At 72.7% G+C, this 18,155-nt stretch carries 16 protein-coding genes; 10 read left to right on the top strand and 6 right to left on the bottom strand.

The annotated features are described in order from the left end of the window. The first annotated feature begins 48 nt into the window (after positions 1 to 48). The 4 genes from ACDF64_RS16670 to ACDF64_RS16655 all read left to right on the top strand — a co-directional run bounded on the left by ACDF64_RS16670 (position 49) and on the right by ACDF64_RS16655 (position 3,067). Complete coding sequence (locus tag ACDF64_RS16670) at positions 49 to 654, top strand: TetR/AcrR family transcriptional regulator (protein ID WP_394552472.1); 606 nt, start codon at positions 49 to 51, stop codon at positions 652 to 654. Between the two features lie 73 nt (positions 655 to 727). Continuing rightward, a complete protein-coding gene (locus ACDF64_RS16665) occupies positions 728 to 910 on the top strand; it encodes a hypothetical protein (protein ID WP_394552471.1) in 183 nt (60 codons plus the stop codon). After that, positions 910 to 1,194 (top strand): hypothetical protein, encoded by a 285-nt coding sequence (locus ACDF64_RS16660; RefSeq protein ID WP_394552470.1) that lies wholly within the window; start codon positions 910 to 912, stop codon positions 1,192 to 1,194. Before ACDF64_RS16665 ends, ACDF64_RS16660 begins: the two co-directional genes overlap by 1 nt. 154 nt (positions 1,195 to 1,348) lie before the next feature. After that, positions 1,349 to 3,067, top strand: coding sequence for a hypothetical protein (locus ACDF64_RS16655; protein WP_394552469.1), 1,719 nt, complete (start codon positions 1,349 to 1,351; stop codon positions 3,065 to 3,067). A gap of 21 nt (positions 3,068 to 3,088) precedes the next feature. Here ACDF64_RS16655 and ACDF64_RS16650 read toward each other — a convergent pair whose 3' ends face one another. From ACDF64_RS16650 to ACDF64_RS16625, 6 genes are all read right to left on the bottom strand, one after another. After that, positions 3,089 to 3,871, bottom strand: a complete 783-nt coding sequence (locus ACDF64_RS16650; protein WP_394552468.1) for a metal-dependent hydrolase — start codon at positions 3,869 to 3,871, stop codon at positions 3,089 to 3,091. A gap of 109 nt (positions 3,872 to 3,980) precedes the next feature. Further along, positions 3,981 to 4,586, bottom strand: coding sequence for an energy-coupling factor transporter transmembrane component T family protein (locus ACDF64_RS16645; protein ID WP_394552467.1), 606 nt, complete (start codon positions 4,584 to 4,586; stop codon positions 3,981 to 3,983). 13 nt (positions 4,587 to 4,599) lie between these two features. Next, positions 4,600 to 5,298: an energy-coupling factor ABC transporter ATP-binding protein gene (locus ACDF64_RS16640; RefSeq protein WP_394552466.1), complete on the bottom strand. Its 699-nt coding sequence runs from the start codon at positions 5,296 to 5,298 to the stop codon at positions 4,600 to 4,602. Further along, positions 5,295 to 5,987 (bottom strand): biotin transporter BioY, encoded by a 693-nt coding sequence (locus ACDF64_RS16635; protein WP_394552465.1) that lies wholly within the window; start codon positions 5,985 to 5,987, stop codon positions 5,295 to 5,297. Before ACDF64_RS16635 ends, ACDF64_RS16640 begins: the two co-directional genes overlap by 4 nt. 188 nt (positions 5,988 to 6,175) lie before the next feature. Further along, entirely contained in the window at positions 6,176 to 6,604 is a 429-nt protein-coding gene (locus ACDF64_RS16630; protein ID WP_394552464.1) for a hypothetical protein, read from the bottom strand. A 110-nt stretch (positions 6,605 to 6,714) separates the two neighbouring features. Then, the gene (locus ACDF64_RS16625) at positions 6,715 to 6,912 is read right to left on the bottom strand and encodes a hypothetical protein (RefSeq protein WP_394552463.1); all 198 of its coding nucleotides are present in this window, start codon (positions 6,910 to 6,912) and stop codon (positions 6,715 to 6,717) included. A gap of 108 nt (positions 6,913 to 7,020) precedes the next feature. On the opposite strand from ACDF64_RS16625, the gene ACDF64_RS16620 reads away from it, so the two are divergent. From ACDF64_RS16620 to ACDF64_RS16595, 6 genes are all read left to right on the top strand, one after another. Continuing rightward, a complete protein-coding gene (locus ACDF64_RS16620; protein ID WP_394552462.1) occupies positions 7,021 to 9,258 on the top strand; it encodes a bifunctional alpha,alpha-trehalose-phosphate synthase (UDP-forming)/trehalose-phosphatase in 2,238 nt (745 codons plus the stop codon). 10 nt (positions 9,259 to 9,268) lie between these two features. Next, positions 9,269 to 10,963, top strand: coding sequence for a dihydroxy-acid dehydratase (gene ilvD, locus ACDF64_RS16615; protein WP_394552461.1), 1,695 nt, complete (start codon positions 9,269 to 9,271; stop codon positions 10,961 to 10,963). Between the two features lie 44 nt (positions 10,964 to 11,007). Then, entirely contained in the window at positions 11,008 to 12,810 is a 1,803-nt protein-coding gene (locus tag ACDF64_RS16610) for an acetolactate synthase large subunit (RefSeq protein ID WP_394552460.1), read from the top strand. A gap of 2 nt (positions 12,811 to 12,812) precedes the next feature. Next, positions 12,813 to 13,322: an acetolactate synthase small subunit gene (gene ilvN / locus ACDF64_RS16605; protein WP_394552459.1), complete on the top strand. Its 510-nt coding sequence runs from the start codon at positions 12,813 to 12,815 to the stop codon at positions 13,320 to 13,322. 64 nt (positions 13,323 to 13,386) lie between these two features. Continuing rightward, positions 13,387 to 14,415 (top strand): ketol-acid reductoisomerase, encoded by a 1,029-nt coding sequence (ilvC, locus tag ACDF64_RS16600; protein ID WP_394552458.1) that lies wholly within the window; start codon positions 13,387 to 13,389, stop codon positions 14,413 to 14,415. Positions 14,416 to 14,707: 292 nt separating this feature from the next. After that, on the top strand, positions 14,708 to 18,145 hold the full coding sequence (locus tag ACDF64_RS16595; RefSeq protein ID WP_394552457.1) for a lamin tail domain-containing protein: 3,438 nt from the start codon (positions 14,708 to 14,710) through the stop codon (positions 18,143 to 18,145). Positions 18,146 to 18,155: the final 10 nt, after the last annotated feature.

Genomic DNA, 18,155 nt, shown 5'->3' with positions numbered 1-18,155 from the left:
GTATTTGGAATAGGCGTTCCAATTCAGTATTTGGAAGGAGCATTCCATTTGTCAACGACGGAATCGACGGAGTCGGCCGGGCCGACGGCCCGACGAGCCGATGCGAGGCGGAACCGCGAGCTGGCGCTGGCCGCGGCGACGTCGCTGCTCGGCGAGCCGGGTGCGCCGCTGACGGTCGACACCATCGCGAAGCGCGCGGGCCTGGGCGCGGGAACGATCGCCCGCGCGTTCGGCGGGAAGGACCCGCTCATCGACGCCGCCGTCGCGGGCCTGCTCGGGCCGGTCGTCGATCGGGCCGAAGCGCTGGGGCGCGAGCCCGAACCGGCCGTCGCGCTGCGCACGTTCCTCACCGAACTGGTCGCGTTCCAATCCGCGCACTCCGCGGTCGGCGCCGAACTGGCAGGCCTCGACCTCCCGACGACGACCGGTCTTCGCGCCCGGCTCGTGGCCGCCGTCGTGCGGCTCGTCGACCGCGCCCGCGCGAGCGGCGCGATCCGCGCGGACATCACGGCCGAGACCGCAGCGGACCTGCTCATCCGCACGGCGCATGCCGTCATCCGTTCGCCCGGGTCCTCACCCGAGCTGTCGGGGGCATTCGTCGCGGTGCTGATGGACGGGCTCCGACCGGCCGCGCCGGTCCTGCCCCGAGCGTGAGCACTCGCACGCCCGAACCTTGAGCAATCGTTGCTCAGGCCGTGGCGCGGCCGGCGTCGATAGCGTCGCCGCCATGAGCACATCAACGTCATCGACGAGCCGACGCCGCCCCAAGGCGTCGACGTACGTCGTCCTCGTGGTCGCGGGCGTCGCGGCCCTCATCGCCGTCGCGAGCATGCTGGGAACGGGCGACCTGACCGCCGTGTTCCAGGGCATCGAGAACGCGTTCGACGGCCGGCAGGGCCGCGGATTCTGATGGGGACGGTCATGATCGAGGTCAAGGGCGCGAACGGCGAGAGTCTTCTCTACGACGGCGCCACGGTCGCCAAGTTCCGGCACAACGGGATGCAGGAGGCGTCGCGGAACCCGGTGTCGACCTATCGGGGCATCCAGGTCGCGCATCGGCCGGGCAAGCGCGGCAAGCCCGACACCTACGAGGTCCTGTTGACGATGTCGGCGTTCATGTCGCTCACGGTCGAGGAGTCCCAGAAGGCCCAGCTCGACGCGCTCGTGGCGGCGCTCGGCGCGCCGGTCGCGTAGGCGCTCGGCTCCGTCGCGCTGCGCTTCGAGCACCGCCCCCGAACGGGGGGCATGATACGTACCGAGTGCAGGGTATCGCCGAACCGTTATGCAAACGTGATCTTCTACTCGCTTCCCCGGGCCAAAATGAGCGGCATTGGGGAAAGAGGCGAGGATGCTTCGTGTTCGGCGTGCCCTCCGGCGATGGTTCGGGCCTGCGGTGCTCATCGGCGGTGCGCTGGCGTTTCTGCTCCTGGCCGTCTCCACCGCGATCGGCGTCGGGCCGGCGAACGCCGGTGTCGCCGCGGTCGGCGCCGCGCCCGAGGCATCCTCGGACCCCGGCGACTACGTGCCGGAGTTCACGCCCGACCCCGCGCCGCCGCCTCCCGTGATCGCCCCGTTCGTCGCGCCGCCGCCGGCCGCGCCCGACGAGGTCGTCGAGGAGGACGACGAGTTCGTCGAGGAACCCGCCCCGCAGCCGACCGTGACACCGACGCCCGCCCCGTCGCCGGCACCCTCGCGCGCCCCGTCGATCCGCTTCCGCGGTGACGCCGACGTCGATGCCGCCGAGCAGCCCGTGCCGCCCGCGGACCCGACCTCGCGCGACGACCCAGGCGCGCCGAGCGCGCTCGGCAGTTCACTGCCGTCGTTCATCGACCTCTTCAGCCAGCCGCTGCCGCTCGCGCTCAGCGCGGCCGTCGGCGCCCTCACGCTCTTCATGATCACGGTCCCCGCGCACCTGCTCGACGACACGCTCGAGGCGAACGTCGGCAGGTTCGCCGGGGTGACGCGATGGTTCGCGCCCTTCGTCGCCTGGTGGGCCGCCCTCAGCGCGCGTCTCCCGCACTCCGCGGTGCTGGCCCCGGTCATCGTCGTGCTCGGCGCCGTCGCGTTCGGGTTCACGGATCCGTCGTACGGCGTCGACATCGTCTCCCTCCGCGAGACGCTCGCGCTCGCGATCGGCCTCGCCCTCGTGCTCCCGCTGCCCGCCTTCCTCACCCAGCGGATCCTGGCCCGCCGGTGGACCATCCACTCGCACATCGTCGTCCACCCCGGCGCGCTCCTCCTCGCGGTGATCGGCGTCGTCGTCTCGCGTGCCTTCGGCCTGCACCCCGGCCTGCTCATCGGCCTCATCATGGGCCTCGAGATCGCGTCCGCGGTGAAGCAGGAGGCGCGGCAGTGGGCCATCGCGATCCGCCTCGGCCTGGTCGCCGCGATCGCGTTCGCCGCGTGGGCGGGCTACTCGCTCCTCGACGTGGTCGCGCCGGCGGCCGACCACGGCATGAGCGGCGTCGGCGTCGGGACCGTCGACATCGCGGCATCCGCCGACGGGATCCACCTCGAGTCCCACGGCAGCGACGACGGACACGACACCGGCGGGACGACCGAGACCGACACGGGCCACGACGGCACCGCGACGGCGCACGAGTCCGACTTCGGCACCGAACTGCTCCGCGAGACCCTCGTCGCGACCACCCACGAGGGTCTCGCGACCGCGATGGTCGCCCTCATCCCGATCACGTTCCTCGAGGGCAAGGTCCTGTTCCAGGCATCCAAGCTCGTCTGGGCCGCGATCGCGGTCCCCGTGGTCTTCCTCTTCGCGTTCGCGCTGGTCCCCATGGCCATCGAGCACGGCAGCGCCGGCGGCGAGGTCGAGGTGACCGTGGTGCTGCCGTGGGCGATCGCGCTCGGCGCGATCACCCTGCTGGTCCTCGCGGTCTGGTACGGGTTCGTCCGCTACGACCGCGACCATCCGGGCCCGGCGCACGGCGAGGAGGGCCCCGGCGACGGCCGGTCGGATGCCGCGGGGTCGGACGGCTCCGGCCCGGGGGCGGGGGACCCCGACGGGTCGGCACCCGCGCCGGGGCGCCCGCGCGAACCGGTCGGACGCTGAGGGCGGTCGACCCGCGCCGCGTCAGCCGAGGTGGAGGTGGGGCCACGCCCACCTGATGAGCTCGGCGGTCGTGCCGACCGCCGCGTACAACGCCAGCACCGCCCCGAGCGCGCGCTCGCGCCAGGAGCCGGTGTCGCCGAGGATCGGCAGGGCGACGAACCCGTTCGGTCGCCAGACCTGATTCACCACGGGCAGGTCGGCCACGAACTCCGGCGGTCGCGGCACCCACGGCCAGAACAGCCCGGGCAGGCCGCCCGTCGTGAGCAGGTCGCCTGCGAGGTGGGCGAGGAATCCGAGCGTCACGGCGAGCGGGAACCAGCCGAACTGCTCGGGCGCGAACACCACGATGCACATGCCGAGCGCGAAGCCGAGCGCCCAGGCCGCCCACCAGGACCGGACGAACCCGCGCGCCTTCACGCCGAACGCGGTCAGGGCGGTCGTCCCGATCCCGGCGCCGACCGCGACGGCGCCGAGCCCGTCGACGTCGAGCGTGGCGAGGCCGAGCGCCGAGGCGCCGGCGGCGACGAGCACCGCGGCCAGCAGCGAGTGGGCGCCGTGGCGATGCCCGCCCGACACGGTCTCGACGACCTCCGCCGTGAGGCGGCCGAGGACGGGCACGGCGCGCGAGATCGTCGCACCGTGATGGTCGGCGTCGGGGAGGAGGGCGGCCCCGGCGCACACGGTCGCGCCGGCCAGGACGCCGATCGGGTCGAGCGGGTACGCGCCCGTCGTGAGCAGGGGCATCGCGCCCGTGAGGGCGATCCAGGCGGCGGCGCCGCTCGTCGCATGGTTCACGCCGAGCATGGGGGAGGACTCCTCTCGCGGGCGGTTCGGGGCGGCCGCGCGTTGCGAGTGTAGGGGCGACGTCCGACCACGGGACACCGGCTCGCCGGTCGGCGAACCCTGCGGCGGGTCAGTCGTCGGCGCCGCGCGCGATGAGCGCCTCGCCCATCGCGTCGGCCGTGCGGAGCGCGCGCACCACGACGGGCACCGCGATCGCGCGGAGCGAGTGCTCGACACCGCGGGCGCGCCGGGCGTCGACGACCTCGCGGACGATCTCGGCCATGATCGGCAGCGCCCGGATCGCCATCGCGATCGCGAGGCCGACCCGGTCGGGGTCGACGCGCCCGCCGGTCGCGCGCCCGATCGGGCCCAGCGCGCGCTGCATCGCGTCGAGCATCGCCGCGACCGGCGTCGTGAGGCTCACGAGCGACGCGAGCAGCACGAACGCGCTCACCCGCAGCGACATCGTGAGCGCCGACTCCCATCCGCTGACGAGCCAGTTGAGCGGCGCGGCGAGCAGCAGGATCCACGCCAGCGGGACGAGCTGGCGGACCGCGACGCGCGCCGGGATCCGCGCGACCGCGAACAGCAGGAGCACCACCCCGTCCGCGACCAGGAGTGCCGGCCAGCCGGGCAGCATCGCCACGACGACGACGGATGCCGCGAGCCCGGCGAGCTTCGCCCCGGCCGGCAGCGCGTGGATCGGCGAGCGACCCGGGACGTACGCGCCGATCACGCCCGAACGCCGATCACGACGCCGGCTCCTCGGCCGCGACGAGGGCGCGGTACGCCTCGAGCGCCGGGCCGGGCGCGTCGTCCGCGACGATGCGCCCCCGGTCGACGACGAGCACGCGATCGAACCCGGCGAGCGCCTCGAGCCGGTGCGTGACCATCACGAGCTGCTGCGGGATCGCGGCGAAGTGCCGCTCGACGAGCGCGGTGTTCCGGGCATCCAGCAGCGTCGTCGGCTCGTCCGCGACGAGCACCTCGGGCTCCGCGACGAGGACCGCCGCGAGCGCGAGCAGCTGCTTCTGCCCGCCCGAGAGCCGGTGCGCGGGCCGGTCGGCGAGGCCGGCAAGCCCGAACCGGTCGAGCGCGGCGTCGACGCGGGCCGAGGCATCCGAAGCCGGCAGCCGGAGCCGGCGCAGCGAGAACGCGACGTCCTCGCGCACCGTCGGCATGACGATCTGCGTGTCCGGGTTCGTGAACACGAACCCGACCCGGTGTCGCACCTCGCGGCCGTGCCGCGCGACGTCGAGGCCGTCCACGCTCACCCGGCCCGAGGTCGGCGTCACGAGGCCGTTCAGGAGGCGCGCGAGCGTCGACTTGCCCGAGCCGTTCGCGCCGACGATCCCGATCCGCCGCTCGGTGAGCCGCAGCGAGACGTCGACGAGCACGTCCGCACCGTCGAAGCGGTGCGAGACGTGCTCGAGGAGCAGTTCGGTCATCGATCCGACGCGGCGCGGCCCCGGGGGACGGTCAGGTCGTCGACGTCCGTCCCGGCCTCGGCCTCGGTCGCGGCGTTCGACGCGCGGCGCCACGGCCACTCGCGAGCCGGGATGAGCCCCGGCCAGGCGCGGTGGACGCCGGCCGCGACGACCGCCGCGATGACGGCCTTCACGACATCGCCGGGCAGGTAGGGCAACGCGCCGACGAGGATGGCCTGGCCGAGCGGCAGCCCGGTCACCGCGGCCAGCCACGGCACGCCGATCAGGTACACGACGAGGATGCCGCCTGCGACGGTCGCCACGAGCAGCGTCCAGAACTTCAGGCGAGGTGCGAGGCGCGCGGCGAGCCATCCGATCACGAAGGCGCCGGGGATGAACGCGAGCAGGAAGCCGCCCGAGGGGCCGGCCAGCACGCCCAGGCCGGCCGAGCCCTGCGCGAGGATCGGCAGGCCCGCGAGGCCGAGCAGCACGTAGAGCGAGACGGCGAGCGCGCCCTTGCGGGCGCCGAGGATCGCGCCGGCGAGCATGACGCCGAGCGTCTGCAGGGTGATCGGCACGCCGATGCCGACCGGGATCGCGCCCGGCAGGGTGAGCGCGGCGATCAGCGCGGCGAACACCGCGATCTGGGCGAGGTCGCGGGCGGTGGTGCGGGCGGTGCGACGCGGGGCGGCGGCGGCTCCTGCGGACATGGTCGATCCCTCCTGGACGTCCCGGCCTCGTCGGCCGGCGAGGGCGCTCGCCCTCCTCCGCCAACGCTAGGAATCGGGCGGGGTCGGCCGCCGAGATGGGCGTACAAGATTCGGCCCGGTTCTTTGGAACGCGGCCGCTCGGGACGCGGGCCAAGCGGTGCGCGCCGCGTCAGGCGGCGCGGGCCGCGTCAGGCGGCGCGGGCCGTGAACTCGTACGCGTCGACCTCGACGGATGCCACGGCCGGCGCCTGCGCGTCGGCATCCAGCAGCGGGTCCGCCCACACGACGAGCGGTGCGGGCTCCCAGTCCAGCGCCATGGGCTTCTGGTCGGCGTCGACGACGACGGCGACGGCGTCGCGCTCGTCGAGCACGGCGCGCGTGAGCTCGACCGAGATCTGGTGCGCGAGCACGGCGTGGAAGATCGAGTCGGTGTCGTCCTGGGATCGGCGGACGACGGTCCAGGCCCCGTTCGGGCCGATGAACTCCATGAGCTTCGCGTTCACGAGTTCGAAGAGCTGCTCGCCGCGGAGGTCGGCCGCGGTGGGGCGCGGCGCCGGCGGGGCGACATGTGAGGCGGCTTGCGCGGCGAGTCGCGCGCGGCGCCAACGGCGGAACATCGTCGATCCTCTCGTTCGCAGGTCGGGATCACCCAAGTCTGCTGCCACGGTCGGCGCCGCCGCCAATCGACACGCCGCTCACGTTCCGGTGCGTCGACGGGCCCCGTCGATCAATCGCGGTGGACGTCGATCTCGCGCTCGCGCGCCTGCTCGGCGACGGTGCCGACCGCGATCGCGAGGCTCGCGAGCCACGAGACCCACATGAGGATGAGCCGCCAGTCGCGCGGGCCGCTGATCGTCGTGCGGACGACGCCGATCCCGCCGAGGATCGCGCCCAGGAACACACCGCTGAAGAGGTACTTGCGCATGCGGGCAACGCTACCCCCGGGCGGCCCCGCGGAGCGCGGACCGTGCCGGATCCCGGGCGCCTCGCGCCGTGCCGCGCTAGCCTGAAGCGGTCGAGGAGGAACCGCCGCATGACGAAGACCCCCGAACCAGGACCCGTTCCCGCCGCGTACGACATGATCGTCGTGTCGAACCGGCTGCCGGTCGACTACGAGGAGGGCCCCGACGGGTCGACCGGGTGGAAGAGCTCGCCGGGCGGGCTCGTGACCGCCCTCGAGCCCATCATGCGCGCCGCCGACGGCGCCTGGGTCGGCTGGGCGGGCGTCGCCGACCGCGAGTTCGATCCGTTCGAGCACGACGGCATCTCGATCATCCCGGTCCCGCTGACGCCCGACGAGATCGAGGACTACTACGAGGGGTTCTCCAACGACACCCTCTGGCCGCTCTACCACGACGTCATCGCGCCGCCGAGCTTCCACCGCGAGTGGTGGGACGCGTACGTGCGGGTGAACCGGCGGTTCGCCGAGGCGGCCGCGCGCGCGGCCGCCGAGGGGGCGGTCGTCTGGGTGCAGGACTACCAGCTCCAGCTCGTGCCCCGGATGCTCCGCGAGCAGCGCCCCGACCTCGTGATCGGGTTCTTCAACCACATCCCGTTCCCGGCCTACGGCATCTACTCGCAGCTGCCGTGGCGGCGCCAGGTGCTCGAGGGGCTGCTCGGCGCGGACGTCATCGGGTTCCAGCGCGCCGCCGACGCGGGCAACTTCAGCCGGGCCATCCGCCGGCTCTTCGGCTACACGACCCGCGGGAGCACGATCGAGGTGCCCGATCCCGACGGCTCGGTCCGCCGCGTCGTCGCGCGCCACTTCCCGATCTCGATCGACGCCGCGGGGTTCGAGGAGATCGCGCGCCGACCCGACGTGCAGGCGCGGTCGCGGGAGATCCGGGAGAGCCTCGGGAACCCGAGCACGATCATGCTCGGCGTCGACCGCCTCGACTACACCAAGGGCATCCGGCACCGGATGAAGGCGTTCGGCGAGCTCCTGCGCGACGGCCGGCTCTCGGTCGAGGACGTGACGCTCGTCCAGGTCGCGAGCCCGTCCCGCGAGCGCGTCGAGACGTACCGGCAGCTGCGCGACGAGATCGAGCTCACGGTCGGCCGCCTGAACGGCGACCAGTCCACGCTCGGGCACCAGGCGATCGCCTACCTCCACCACGGCTACCCGCGGGAGGAGATGGTCGCCCTCTACCTCGCGGCCGACGTCATGCTCGTCACGGCCCTGCGCGACGGGATGAACCTGGTCGCGAAGGAGTACGTCGCGTGCCGGTTCGACAACGACGGCGTGCTCGTGCTCAGCGAGTTCACGGGCGCCTCCGACGAGCTCCGGCAGGCCGTGCTCGTGAACCCCCACGACATCGAGGGGCTGAAGGACGCGATCGAGCTGGCGATCGGGATGCCCCACAGGGACCGCACGCGCCGGATGCGGTCGCTGCGCAAGCGCGTCCGCGAGAACGACGTCGCCAACTGGTCGGCGACGTTCCTCGAGACCCTCACCGGCACGGGCCGCATCACGCCGGGCGTGTCCGAGGCGCTCGCCCTGTCGCTCGACGCGCTCGCCGGCGCCGAGCGACTGCTCGTCGCGCTCGACTTCGACGGGACGCTCGCGCCCATCGTGGACCGCCCCGACGAGGCGCGGGCGACCCCGCCCGCGCGCGACGCGCTGATCCGGCTCGCCGCGACGCCGGACACGCGCGTCGCCATCGTGTCGGGCCGGGCGCTCGCGAGCCTCGTGGACGTCGCCGATCCGCCCGAGGGCGCGCTGCTGTCGGGTTCGCACGGCGTGGAACTGCAGCTCGACGGCGGATCGGTCACGGTCGACCTGCGCGACACCGAACGCGAGCACCTGCGCCGGCTCACCCGGATCGTCGAGGAGGCCGCGGCGACGGTCGACGGCGCCTGGGTCGAGTTCAAGCCCGCGGGCGTCGCGCTGCACACCCGCCGACTCAGCCCGCACGTCGGCGTCGCGTTGCAGCAGGACGCGCGCGAGCGCGTGACGCGGGCCCTCCGCGGCATCACCGTGCGCGCCGGCAAGTCGGTCATCGAGTTCGCGGTCCGGTCGAACGACAAGGGCGAATCGCTGCGCCGGCTTCGCCAGCACGCGGGCGCCACGGCCGTGCTCTACGTCGGTGACGACGTGACCGACGAGGACGCGTTCGCAGCGCTCGAGGACGGCGACCTGGGCGTCAAGGTCGGCCAGGGGAAGTCCATCGCGGCGCACCGCGTGCGCAGCCCGGAGGAGGTCGCGGAGCTGCTCGGACTGCTCGCCGAGCGGCGCGCGACGGCGGTCGGCGACCCCCCGGGCTGGACCTAGAATCGAAGCCATGTCCCAGATCGATCCGAAGCCCCGCAGTCGCGTCGTCACCGACGGCATCGAAGCCACCACCAGCCGCGGGATGCTCCGCGCCGTCGGCATGGGCGACGCGGACTGGGACAAGCCGCAGGTCGGCATCGCGAGCTCGTGGAACGAGATCACGCCCTGCAACCTGTCGCTCGACCGGCTCGCCCGCGCCGCGAAGGAGGGCGTGCACGCCGGGGGCGGCTACCCGCTCCAGTTCGGCACCGTCTCGGTCTCCGACGGCATCTCGATGGGCCACGAGGGCATGCACTTCTCGCTCGTCTCCCGCGAGGTCATCGCCGACTCGGTCGAGGTCGTCATGCAGGCCGAGCGCCTCGACGGCTCGGTCCTGCTCGCCGGCTGCGACAAGTCGATCCCCGGCATGCTCATGGCCGCGGCCCGGCTCGACCTCTCGAGCGTCTTCCTCTACGCCGGTTCGATCGCGCCCGGCTGGGTCCGCCTGAGCGACGGCACCGAGAAGGACATCACGATCATCGACTCGTTCGAGGCCGTCGGCGCGGTCAAGGCCGGCAAGATGAGCGAGGCCGACGCCAAGCGCATCGAGTGCGCGTTCGCGCCCGGCGAGGGCGCGTGCGGCGGCATGTACACCGCGAACACCATGGCGTCGGTCGCGGAGGCGCTGGGCCTCTCGCTCCCGGGCTCGGCGTCGCCCGCGTCGGCGGACCGCCGCCGCGACTACTACGCGCACCGCTCGGGCGAGGCCGTCGTCAACCTGCTGAAGCAGGGCATCACGGCGCGCCAGATCCTCACCAAGGAGGCGTTCGAGAACGCGATCGCCGTGGGCATGGCGCTCGGCGGCTCCACCAACATCGTCCTGCACCTGCTCGCGATCGCGCGCGAGGCCGAGGTCGACCTCACGCTCGACGACTTCAACCGCATCGGCTCGAAGGTGCCGCACATCGGCGACCTCAAGCCGTTCGGCAAGTACGTCATGAACGACGTCGACCGCCGCGGCGGCGTGCCGGTGCTCATGAAGGCCCTGCTCGACGCGGGCCTGCTGCACGGCGACGTGCTCACGGTCACGGGCAAGACCATGCGCGAGAACCTCGAGGAGCTCGACCTGCCGCCGCTCGACGGCGAGGTGCTGCACACGCTCGACGACCCGATCCACGAGACCGGCGGCCTCACGATCCTGCACGGCACGCTCGCGCCCGAGGGCGCGGTCGTGAAGACGGCCGGCTTCGACGCGGCCGTCTTCGAGGGCCCGGCGCGCGTGTTCGAGCGCGAGCGCGCCGCGATGGACGCCCTCACGAACGGCGAGATCACGCACGGCGACGTCGTCGTGATCCGCTACGAGGGCCCCAAGGGCGGCCCCGGCATGCGCGAGATGCTCGCCATCACCGCCGCCATCAAGGGCGCTGGGCTCGGAAAAGATGTACTACTCTTGACGGACGGTCGATTCTCAGGCGGCACAACCGGCCTCTGCATCGGCCATCTGGCACCCGAGGCGGTGGACGCAGGTCCGATCGCCCTGGTGCGCGATGGTGATCTGATTCGGGTCGATATCGCGGCTCGTTCCATCGACCTACTGGTCGACGAAGCCGAGCTGGCAGCCCGCCGTGAAGGCTGGGCTCCACTTCCTCCGCGCTATACCCGAGGCGTTCTCGCGAAGTACTCCAAGCTCGTGCGCTCCGCCGCCGAAGGCGCGACGACGGGCTGAGTGCTGCGCTCCTCCAGCTCATCCCAGCCACCAGAAGGAAGCGAATGACCACGGAATCCACCCCCGTGCCGTCCCACGCCCCGGTGCCGCCGAGCGCGCCCGAGGTGATCACCGGAGCCGAGGCGGTCGTCCGCTCGCTCGAGCTCCTCGGCATCGACGACGTCTTCGGCCTGCCCGGCGGGGCCATCCTGCCCGTGTACGACCCGCTGCTGTCGGCATCCACGCTCCGGCACATCCTCGTCCGACACGAGCAGGGCGCCGGCCACGCGGCCGAGGGCTACGCCGCATCGAGCGGCCGGCTCGGCGTCGCGATCGCGACGAGCGGCCCCGGTGCCACGAACCTCGTGACCGCCATCGCGGACGCCCACATGGACTCGGTGCCGCTGCTCGCGATCACCGGCCAGGTGTTCTCGAACCTCATGGGCACCGACGCGTTCCAGGAGGCCGACATCGTCGGCATCACGATGCCCATCACCAAGCACTCGTTCCTGGTGAAGCGGCCCGAGGAGATCCCCTCGACGATCGCGGCCGCCGTGCACATCGCGACGACGGGCCGACCCGGCCCGGTGCTCGTCGACATCACCAAGGACGCCCAGCAGGCCACGTTCGAGTTCCACTGGCCGCCGCGCGTCGACCTGCCGGGCTACCGGCCGATCACGAAGGCGCACGGCAAGCAGGTCGCCGCAGCGGCGAGCATGATCGCCGAGGCCAAGCGGCCCGTGCTCTACGTCGGCGGCGGGGTCATCCGCGCCGGGGCATCCCGCGAGCTCCTCGCGTTCGCCGAGGCGACCGGCATCCCGGTCGTCACCACGCTCATGGCGCGCGGCGCGTTCCCCGACTCGCACCAGCAGCACCTCGGCATGCCCGGCATGCACGGCACCGTCCCCGCGGTGCTCGCGCTGCAGGAGTCCGACCTGCTCGTCGTGCTCGGCGCGCGGTTCGACGACCGCGTGACGGGCAAGGCCGCGCTCTTCGCCCCCGAGGCGAAGGTCGTGCACGTCGACATCGACCCGGCCGAGATCTCGAAGATCCGCACGGCCGACGTGCCGATCGTGGGCGACGTCAAGGACGTCCTCGTCGACCTCACCGCCGCCTTCGGACCGGCCAGCGCGGTCGGCGCGCCGGACCTCACGGAATGGTGGGCCACGCTCGACGGCCTGCGCGGCGAGTTCCCGCTCGGCTACGCGCCGACCAGCGACGGCCTGCTCGCACCGCAGTACGTGATCCAGCGGATCGGCGAGCTGACCGGGCCCGAGGGCGTCTACGCCGCGGGCGTCGGCCAGCACCAGATGTGGGCCGCGCAGTTCATCAAGTACGAGCGCCCGAACGCCTGGCTCAACTCGGGCGGCGCGGGCACGATGGGCTACGCCGTCCCGGCAGCCATGGGCGCGAAGGTCGCCCAGCCCGACCGCACGGTCTGGGCGATCGACGGCGACGGCTGCTTCCAGATGACGAACCAGGAGCTCGCGACGTGCTCCCTGAACGACATCCCGATCAAGGTCGCGATCATCAACAACTCGTCGCTCGGCATGGTGCGGCAGTGGCAGACGCTCTTCTACGACGGCCGCTACTCGAACACCGACCTGTCGACGGGCCACGGCACCGCGCGCATCCCCGACTTCGTGAAGCTCGCCGAGGCGTACGGCGCCCTCGGCATCCGCGTCACGAAGGAGGAGGAGGTCGACGCCGCGATCAAGCTCGCGCTCGAGACCAACGACCGCCCGGTCGTGATCGACTTCGTCGTCTCGGCCGACGCCATGGTGTGGCCGATGGTGCCGCAGGGCGTCTCCAACAGCTACATCCAGTACGCCCGCGACCACTCGCCGGCCTTCACCGAGGAGGACTGACCATGTCGACCCACGTGCTGTCGCTCCTCGTCGAGGACAAGCCCGGCCTGCTGACCCGCGTCGCCGGCCTGTTCGCGCGTCGCGGCTTCAACATCGAGTCGCTCGCGGTCGGCCACTCGGAGATCCCCGGCCTCAGCCGGATCACCGTCGTCGTCGACGTCGAGGACCTCCCGCTCGAGCAGGTCACGAAGCAGCTGAACAAGCTCGTCAACGTGATCAAGATCGTCGAGCTGGACCCCGACCAGTCGGTCCAGCGCGAGCACCTGCTCGTCAAGGTCCGCGTCGACAACACGACGCGCTCGCAGGTCCTCGAGGCCGTGAACCTCTTCCGCGCCCGCGTGGTCGACGTGTCGACCGACGCGCTCGTGATCGAGGTCACCGGCGACAGCGGCAAGATCCAGGCCCTCCTCCGGGTGCTCGAGCCCTACGGCATCAAGGAGATCGCCCAGTCGGGCCTCCTCGCCATCGGCCGCGGCGCCAAGTCCATCACCGAGCGCGTCTTCCGCGCCTGACCCAACCTGGACGCCGTGCGATCGCGGCGCCCGCCCAGACCGATCCCAAGGAGAAAGAACCGCAATGGCTGAGATGTACTACGACAAGGACGCCGACCTCTCGCTCGTCCAGGGCAAGAAGGTCGCCGTCATCGGCTACGGCTCGCAGGGCCACGCGCACGCGCAGAACCTCCGCGACTCCGGCGTCGAGGTCGTCATCGGCCTCAAGGACGGCTCGAAGTCCGCCCAGAAGGCCCAGGAGGCCGGCTTCGAGGTCAAGAACGTCGCAGACGCGGCCGCGTGGGCCGACGTCGTCGTGATCCTCGCGCCGGACCAGTTCCAGCGCCACATCTACGCCGAGTCGGTGAAGGACAACCTGAAGGAGGGCGACGCCCTCGTCTTCGGTCACGGCTTCAACGTCCGCTTCGGCTACATCGAGGCCCCCGCGGGCGTCGACGTGATCCTCGTCGCGCCGAAGGCGCCGGGCCACACCGTGCGTCGCGAGTTCGTCGCCGGTCGCGGCATCCCGGACATCATCGCGGTCGAGCAGGATGCCTCGGGCCGGGCCTGGGACCTCGCGAAGTCGTACGCCAAGGCGATCGGCGGCACGCGCGCCGGCGTCATCAAGACGACCTTCACCGAGGAGACCGAGACCGACCTGTTCGGCGAGCAGGCCGTCCTCTGCGGCGGCGTGTCGCAGCTCGTGCAGTACGGCTTCGAGACCCTCACCGAGGCCGGCTACCAGCCCGAGATCGCCTACTTCGAGGTGCTCCACGAGCTCAAGCTCATCGTCGACCTCATGTGGGAGGGCGGCATCTCCAAGCAGCGCTGGAGCGTCTCCGACACCGCCGAGTACGGCGACTACGTCTCGGGCCCGCGCGTCATCGACCCGCGCGTCAAGGAGAACATGCAGGCCGTGCTCGCCGACATCCAGTCGGGCGCGTTCGCCAAGCGCTTCATCGACGACCAGGACAACGGCGCGGCCGAGTTCCTCGAGCTCCGTGCCAAGGGCGAGGGTCACCCGATCGAGACCACCGGTCGCGACCTGCGCAAGCTGTTCGCGTGGACGCAGACCAACGAGGACGACTACGTCGACGGCGAGGTCGCTCGCTGACGCTCGCGTCCTCGCGCGTCGACGCAGTCGGCGACGCTGCGCTCGTCGGTGCGCCTTCGGCGCCCGGCGACGGCGAGGTCGCTCGCTGACGCTCGCGTCACGCTGATCGCGATCGCGATCGCGATCGCCTGAACGAACCGGATGCCCCGGCCCGATGGGTCGGGGCATCCGTCGTCTCCGAGCGTCGGTTCCGCATCCACCGCGTGCGACGCGAACGGGACGTCATCGCACGTTCACCCGACACGGCGGCGCGGGTCGGCGGCCGTTCATCCGCTGCGCCGAGCATGCCGGTGTGACCTCGCGCCGCGCGACCGGGATCGCCGGTCGGCAGACCAGTCCCTCCCGCCGCACCCCGCCCATCGCCCTGCTGATCGCCGCGCTCCTGTCCACGCTGGTTCCGGGCGTCGCCGCCGCGTCGGCGGCACCGGTCGCATCCACCGCACGGACCGGGCAGCCCGCCGCCGGGCCCGCGGCCGTCGAGCCCGTCGCCGCCGAGGACGAGAGCCGCCCGGTCGCGGTGGACCCGCCGGCGGGAGGTGCGCGCACGGTCGTGATCGACGAGATCGCGAACGGCACGTCCCGATCGTCGGACGACAGCTTCTTCGAACTGCGCAACGTGTCCGGCACGCCGGTCGACCTCACGGGGTGGGACGTGTACCGCTGCAACGCACTCGGCCTGCGGCCGCGGCTCGACGCCGGCGAGGCGGACCTCGCCGGTGTCGTGCTCGCCCCAGGCGAGGTGTTCACGGTCGCGCGATCGGGAAGCCTTCCCGCCGACGTGGCCGACGCGTCGATCACGCAGGGCTTCTCCGCACGCGGGTTCGGCCTCCTCCTCGTCGATCCCGACGGCGCGCGCGTCGACGCGGTCGGCGTGTACCCGAACGAGCCGTGGCCCACGCAGAGCGAGTGCACATTCGGGCCGAACCTGCCGAACACGCTCGCGTTCGCGCTCGACGAGAGCTGGCAACGCGTCGGGGTGACCGGCGACCCGGACGCCGACTGGGTCCGCGCCCGAGCGACGCCCGGGGTCGCGGGCACGCGCCCGCCCGAGGCATCCGCCCCCGAGGTGCGGGTCGAGGAGATCGCGGCCGCGGGCGTCGAGTCCGACGGCGACGACCTCGTCGAGGTCGCGAACCGGGGCGGGGCATCCGTCGACCTCGGCGGCTGGCGGATGTACCGGTGCACCGCCGCCGGGCGCCTGACGCCGGACACGCTCATGGCCGAGTTCGAGCCGGGCACGGTGCTCGCGCCGGGCGAGCGACTCGTCGTCGGAGGGCCGCAGTACTCCGGCGGCGGCACGCGCGTGGTCCGCAACCCGACGTCACTGGCGCAGTCCGCCTTCGGGGCGCTGCTGGTCACGCCGGCCGGCGACCGGGTGACCGGCGTCGCGGTGTCCGCGCACGACGACAGCGCCTGCCAGCACGACGCGAAGCTCCCGCCCGACCTCGACGCCGCGACCGGCGAGTCGTGGCAGCGCACGGGCGAGGGCGTCTGGGTCGTCGCGCGGCGCACGCCGGGCGCCGAGAACGCACGCACCGACACGGGGCTCGCGCACCGGCCGTTCGCCTACCCCGACCCGCTCGGCGTCGCGGTGAGCGAGTTCGCGGTCGACCCGTCCGAGGTGCCGACCGGGTCGGCGCGCCATCACTTCGTCGAGCTCGCGAACTACGGCGCCGAGCCCGTCGACATCGGCGGATGGCGGATTCGCGGCTGCGGCGCGGACGGGTACCGGCTGCGCGACGCGTTGGCGACCGTCGCGGCCGGCACGGTGCTCGCACCGGGCGGCACCTGGGTCGCGGCGGCCCGCGACACGGCATCGGCGTCGGATGCCCCGGAATCCGCGTTCCGCGCCGACGCGACGCTCGCCGCGGAACTCGACTTCCGCGGTGCCGGGTACTGGGTCGAGACCGCGGCCGGCAGGCCGGTCGACCGGGTCGGCGCGTATGCGCAGAACGAGATGGATCGGAGCGTGGAGGTACCGAGCGCGTGCTCCAAGGGCGTGTCGCTCGCGATGTTCCAGCCCGACCGGCTCGCGGGGGAGACGTACCGTCGGGCCGCCTTCACGGGCGTCGACGCCGACGACTTCGTCGCCGACGCGGCCACGCCCGGAGTGCTCGACCTCGTCGCACCGGCATCCGAAGCTGCGCCGGCGACGTCCGACGGCGCCGCCACGACCCCGGTGCTCGCACGACGCGACCTCGAGGAGGTCCGCCGGCTTCGCGAGCGGCACACCGCCCGCGCCGCGGCCCGCGGGACGCCACTGACGGTCGTCGCCGCGTGGGCGGGCGCGTCGGACGGACGACTCACCACCCGCATCGGTGCGGACGAACGCGAGATCGGACCGGGCGCACCGGTCGAGGCATCCGACGACGGGTTCGCGCTCCCGTACGTCCGCCAGCGCGTCGCCGTGCCGGCGGACGCGTCGGCCGACGGGGTCGAGCTCGCCTGGAACGGCACGGCGATCGGCCGCGCCGGAGTCGTGCTCTCCGTGTGGGACGGAGGGTCCTGGCGAGCACTGGCCGAGGGGGTGCCGGAGGTCGACGGCCGGATCGCGCTCGCCGGTCGGATCGAGGCGTCGGAGATCCGCGACGGCGAGGTCGAGCTGCTCGTGCAGGCCGGGAGCCGGGCGACGACACTCCCGGCCGGAGTCGATGGCGCGTTCGCGGCGCCCGCGGACTACGACTTCGCGATCAGCCACCTCACGGACACCCAGTACCTGACCGAGGCGTACCCCGACGTGTACGCCGAGATGATCGACTGGATCATCCGCAACGCCGCCGACCGGAGGATCGCATTCGCGACGCACACCGGCGACCTCGTGCAGAACTGGGTCGATCCCGACCAGTCGCCGGTCCGGGCTCGCCGCGAGTTCGCGATCGCGAGCGCGCTGCAGGCGCGGCTCGAGCTCGCGGGCGTGCCGTCGAGCGTGCTGCCTGGCAACCACGACACCAAGCGGGGCGTGGACTCCTCGCTGTTCAACGAGGCGTTCCCGCCGGCACGGTACGCCGGATCACCGACGTGGGGCGGCTCGATCGGCCCCGACGACAATTCGGCGCACTTCGACCTCGTGGACGCGGCCGGCGCGTGCTTCCTCATGCTCGCGCTGCCGTACGGGTACGACGACCGAGAGCTCGACTGGGCCGAGGAGGTCGTGCACGGGCATCCGCGGTGCAACGTCGTCGTCTCGACGCACGAGCACCTGCAGGCGGCGGATGCGGACCTTCCCGCGCGCCGCTCGGCGGGGTCGCGATGGATGTCCCGTGCCGACCGGCTCTGGGAGCGGGTCATCGCGCCGAACCGCAACGTCGTGCTCGTGCTCTCGGGCCACTTCCACGGACTCGGGACCATCGTCACGCCCGGAGCCGGCGGGATCCCGGGACACACGGTCGTCGAACTCCTCGCGGACTACCAGGAGTTCCGCACGCATACCGGGGAGCGGTCGACCGGCTTCCAGCGCCTGCTGCAGGTCGATCTCGCGGGCGGCGCGGTCGGGGTGGACACGTGGTCCGAGCGGCTCGGGGAGCCGTGGTCGCACCCCTACGACTACGGGCAGTTCCTGCGGGACACCGGACGCGCGGATGCGTTCTCCCAGATGCGGCCGTGGAACATCGTCGCGCGCGGAACCCAGAACCGGTACGCGGCATCCGATGACGAGTTCCTGGTCGAGGGCATCGCGTTCCAGTACCCGAAGTCGGTGCGGACGGACTCGGTCGCCGTGGTGCGCAGGTGAGCACCGGATC

It is taken from the genome of Agromyces sp. MMS24-JH15 (genome assembly GCF_043518605.1).
Lineage (GTDB): Bacteria > Actinomycetota > Actinomycetes > Actinomycetales > Microbacteriaceae > Agromyces.
The sequence above is the reverse complement of the archived record's forward strand: the minus strand, read 5'-3'. Positions and strand labels throughout refer to the sequence as shown.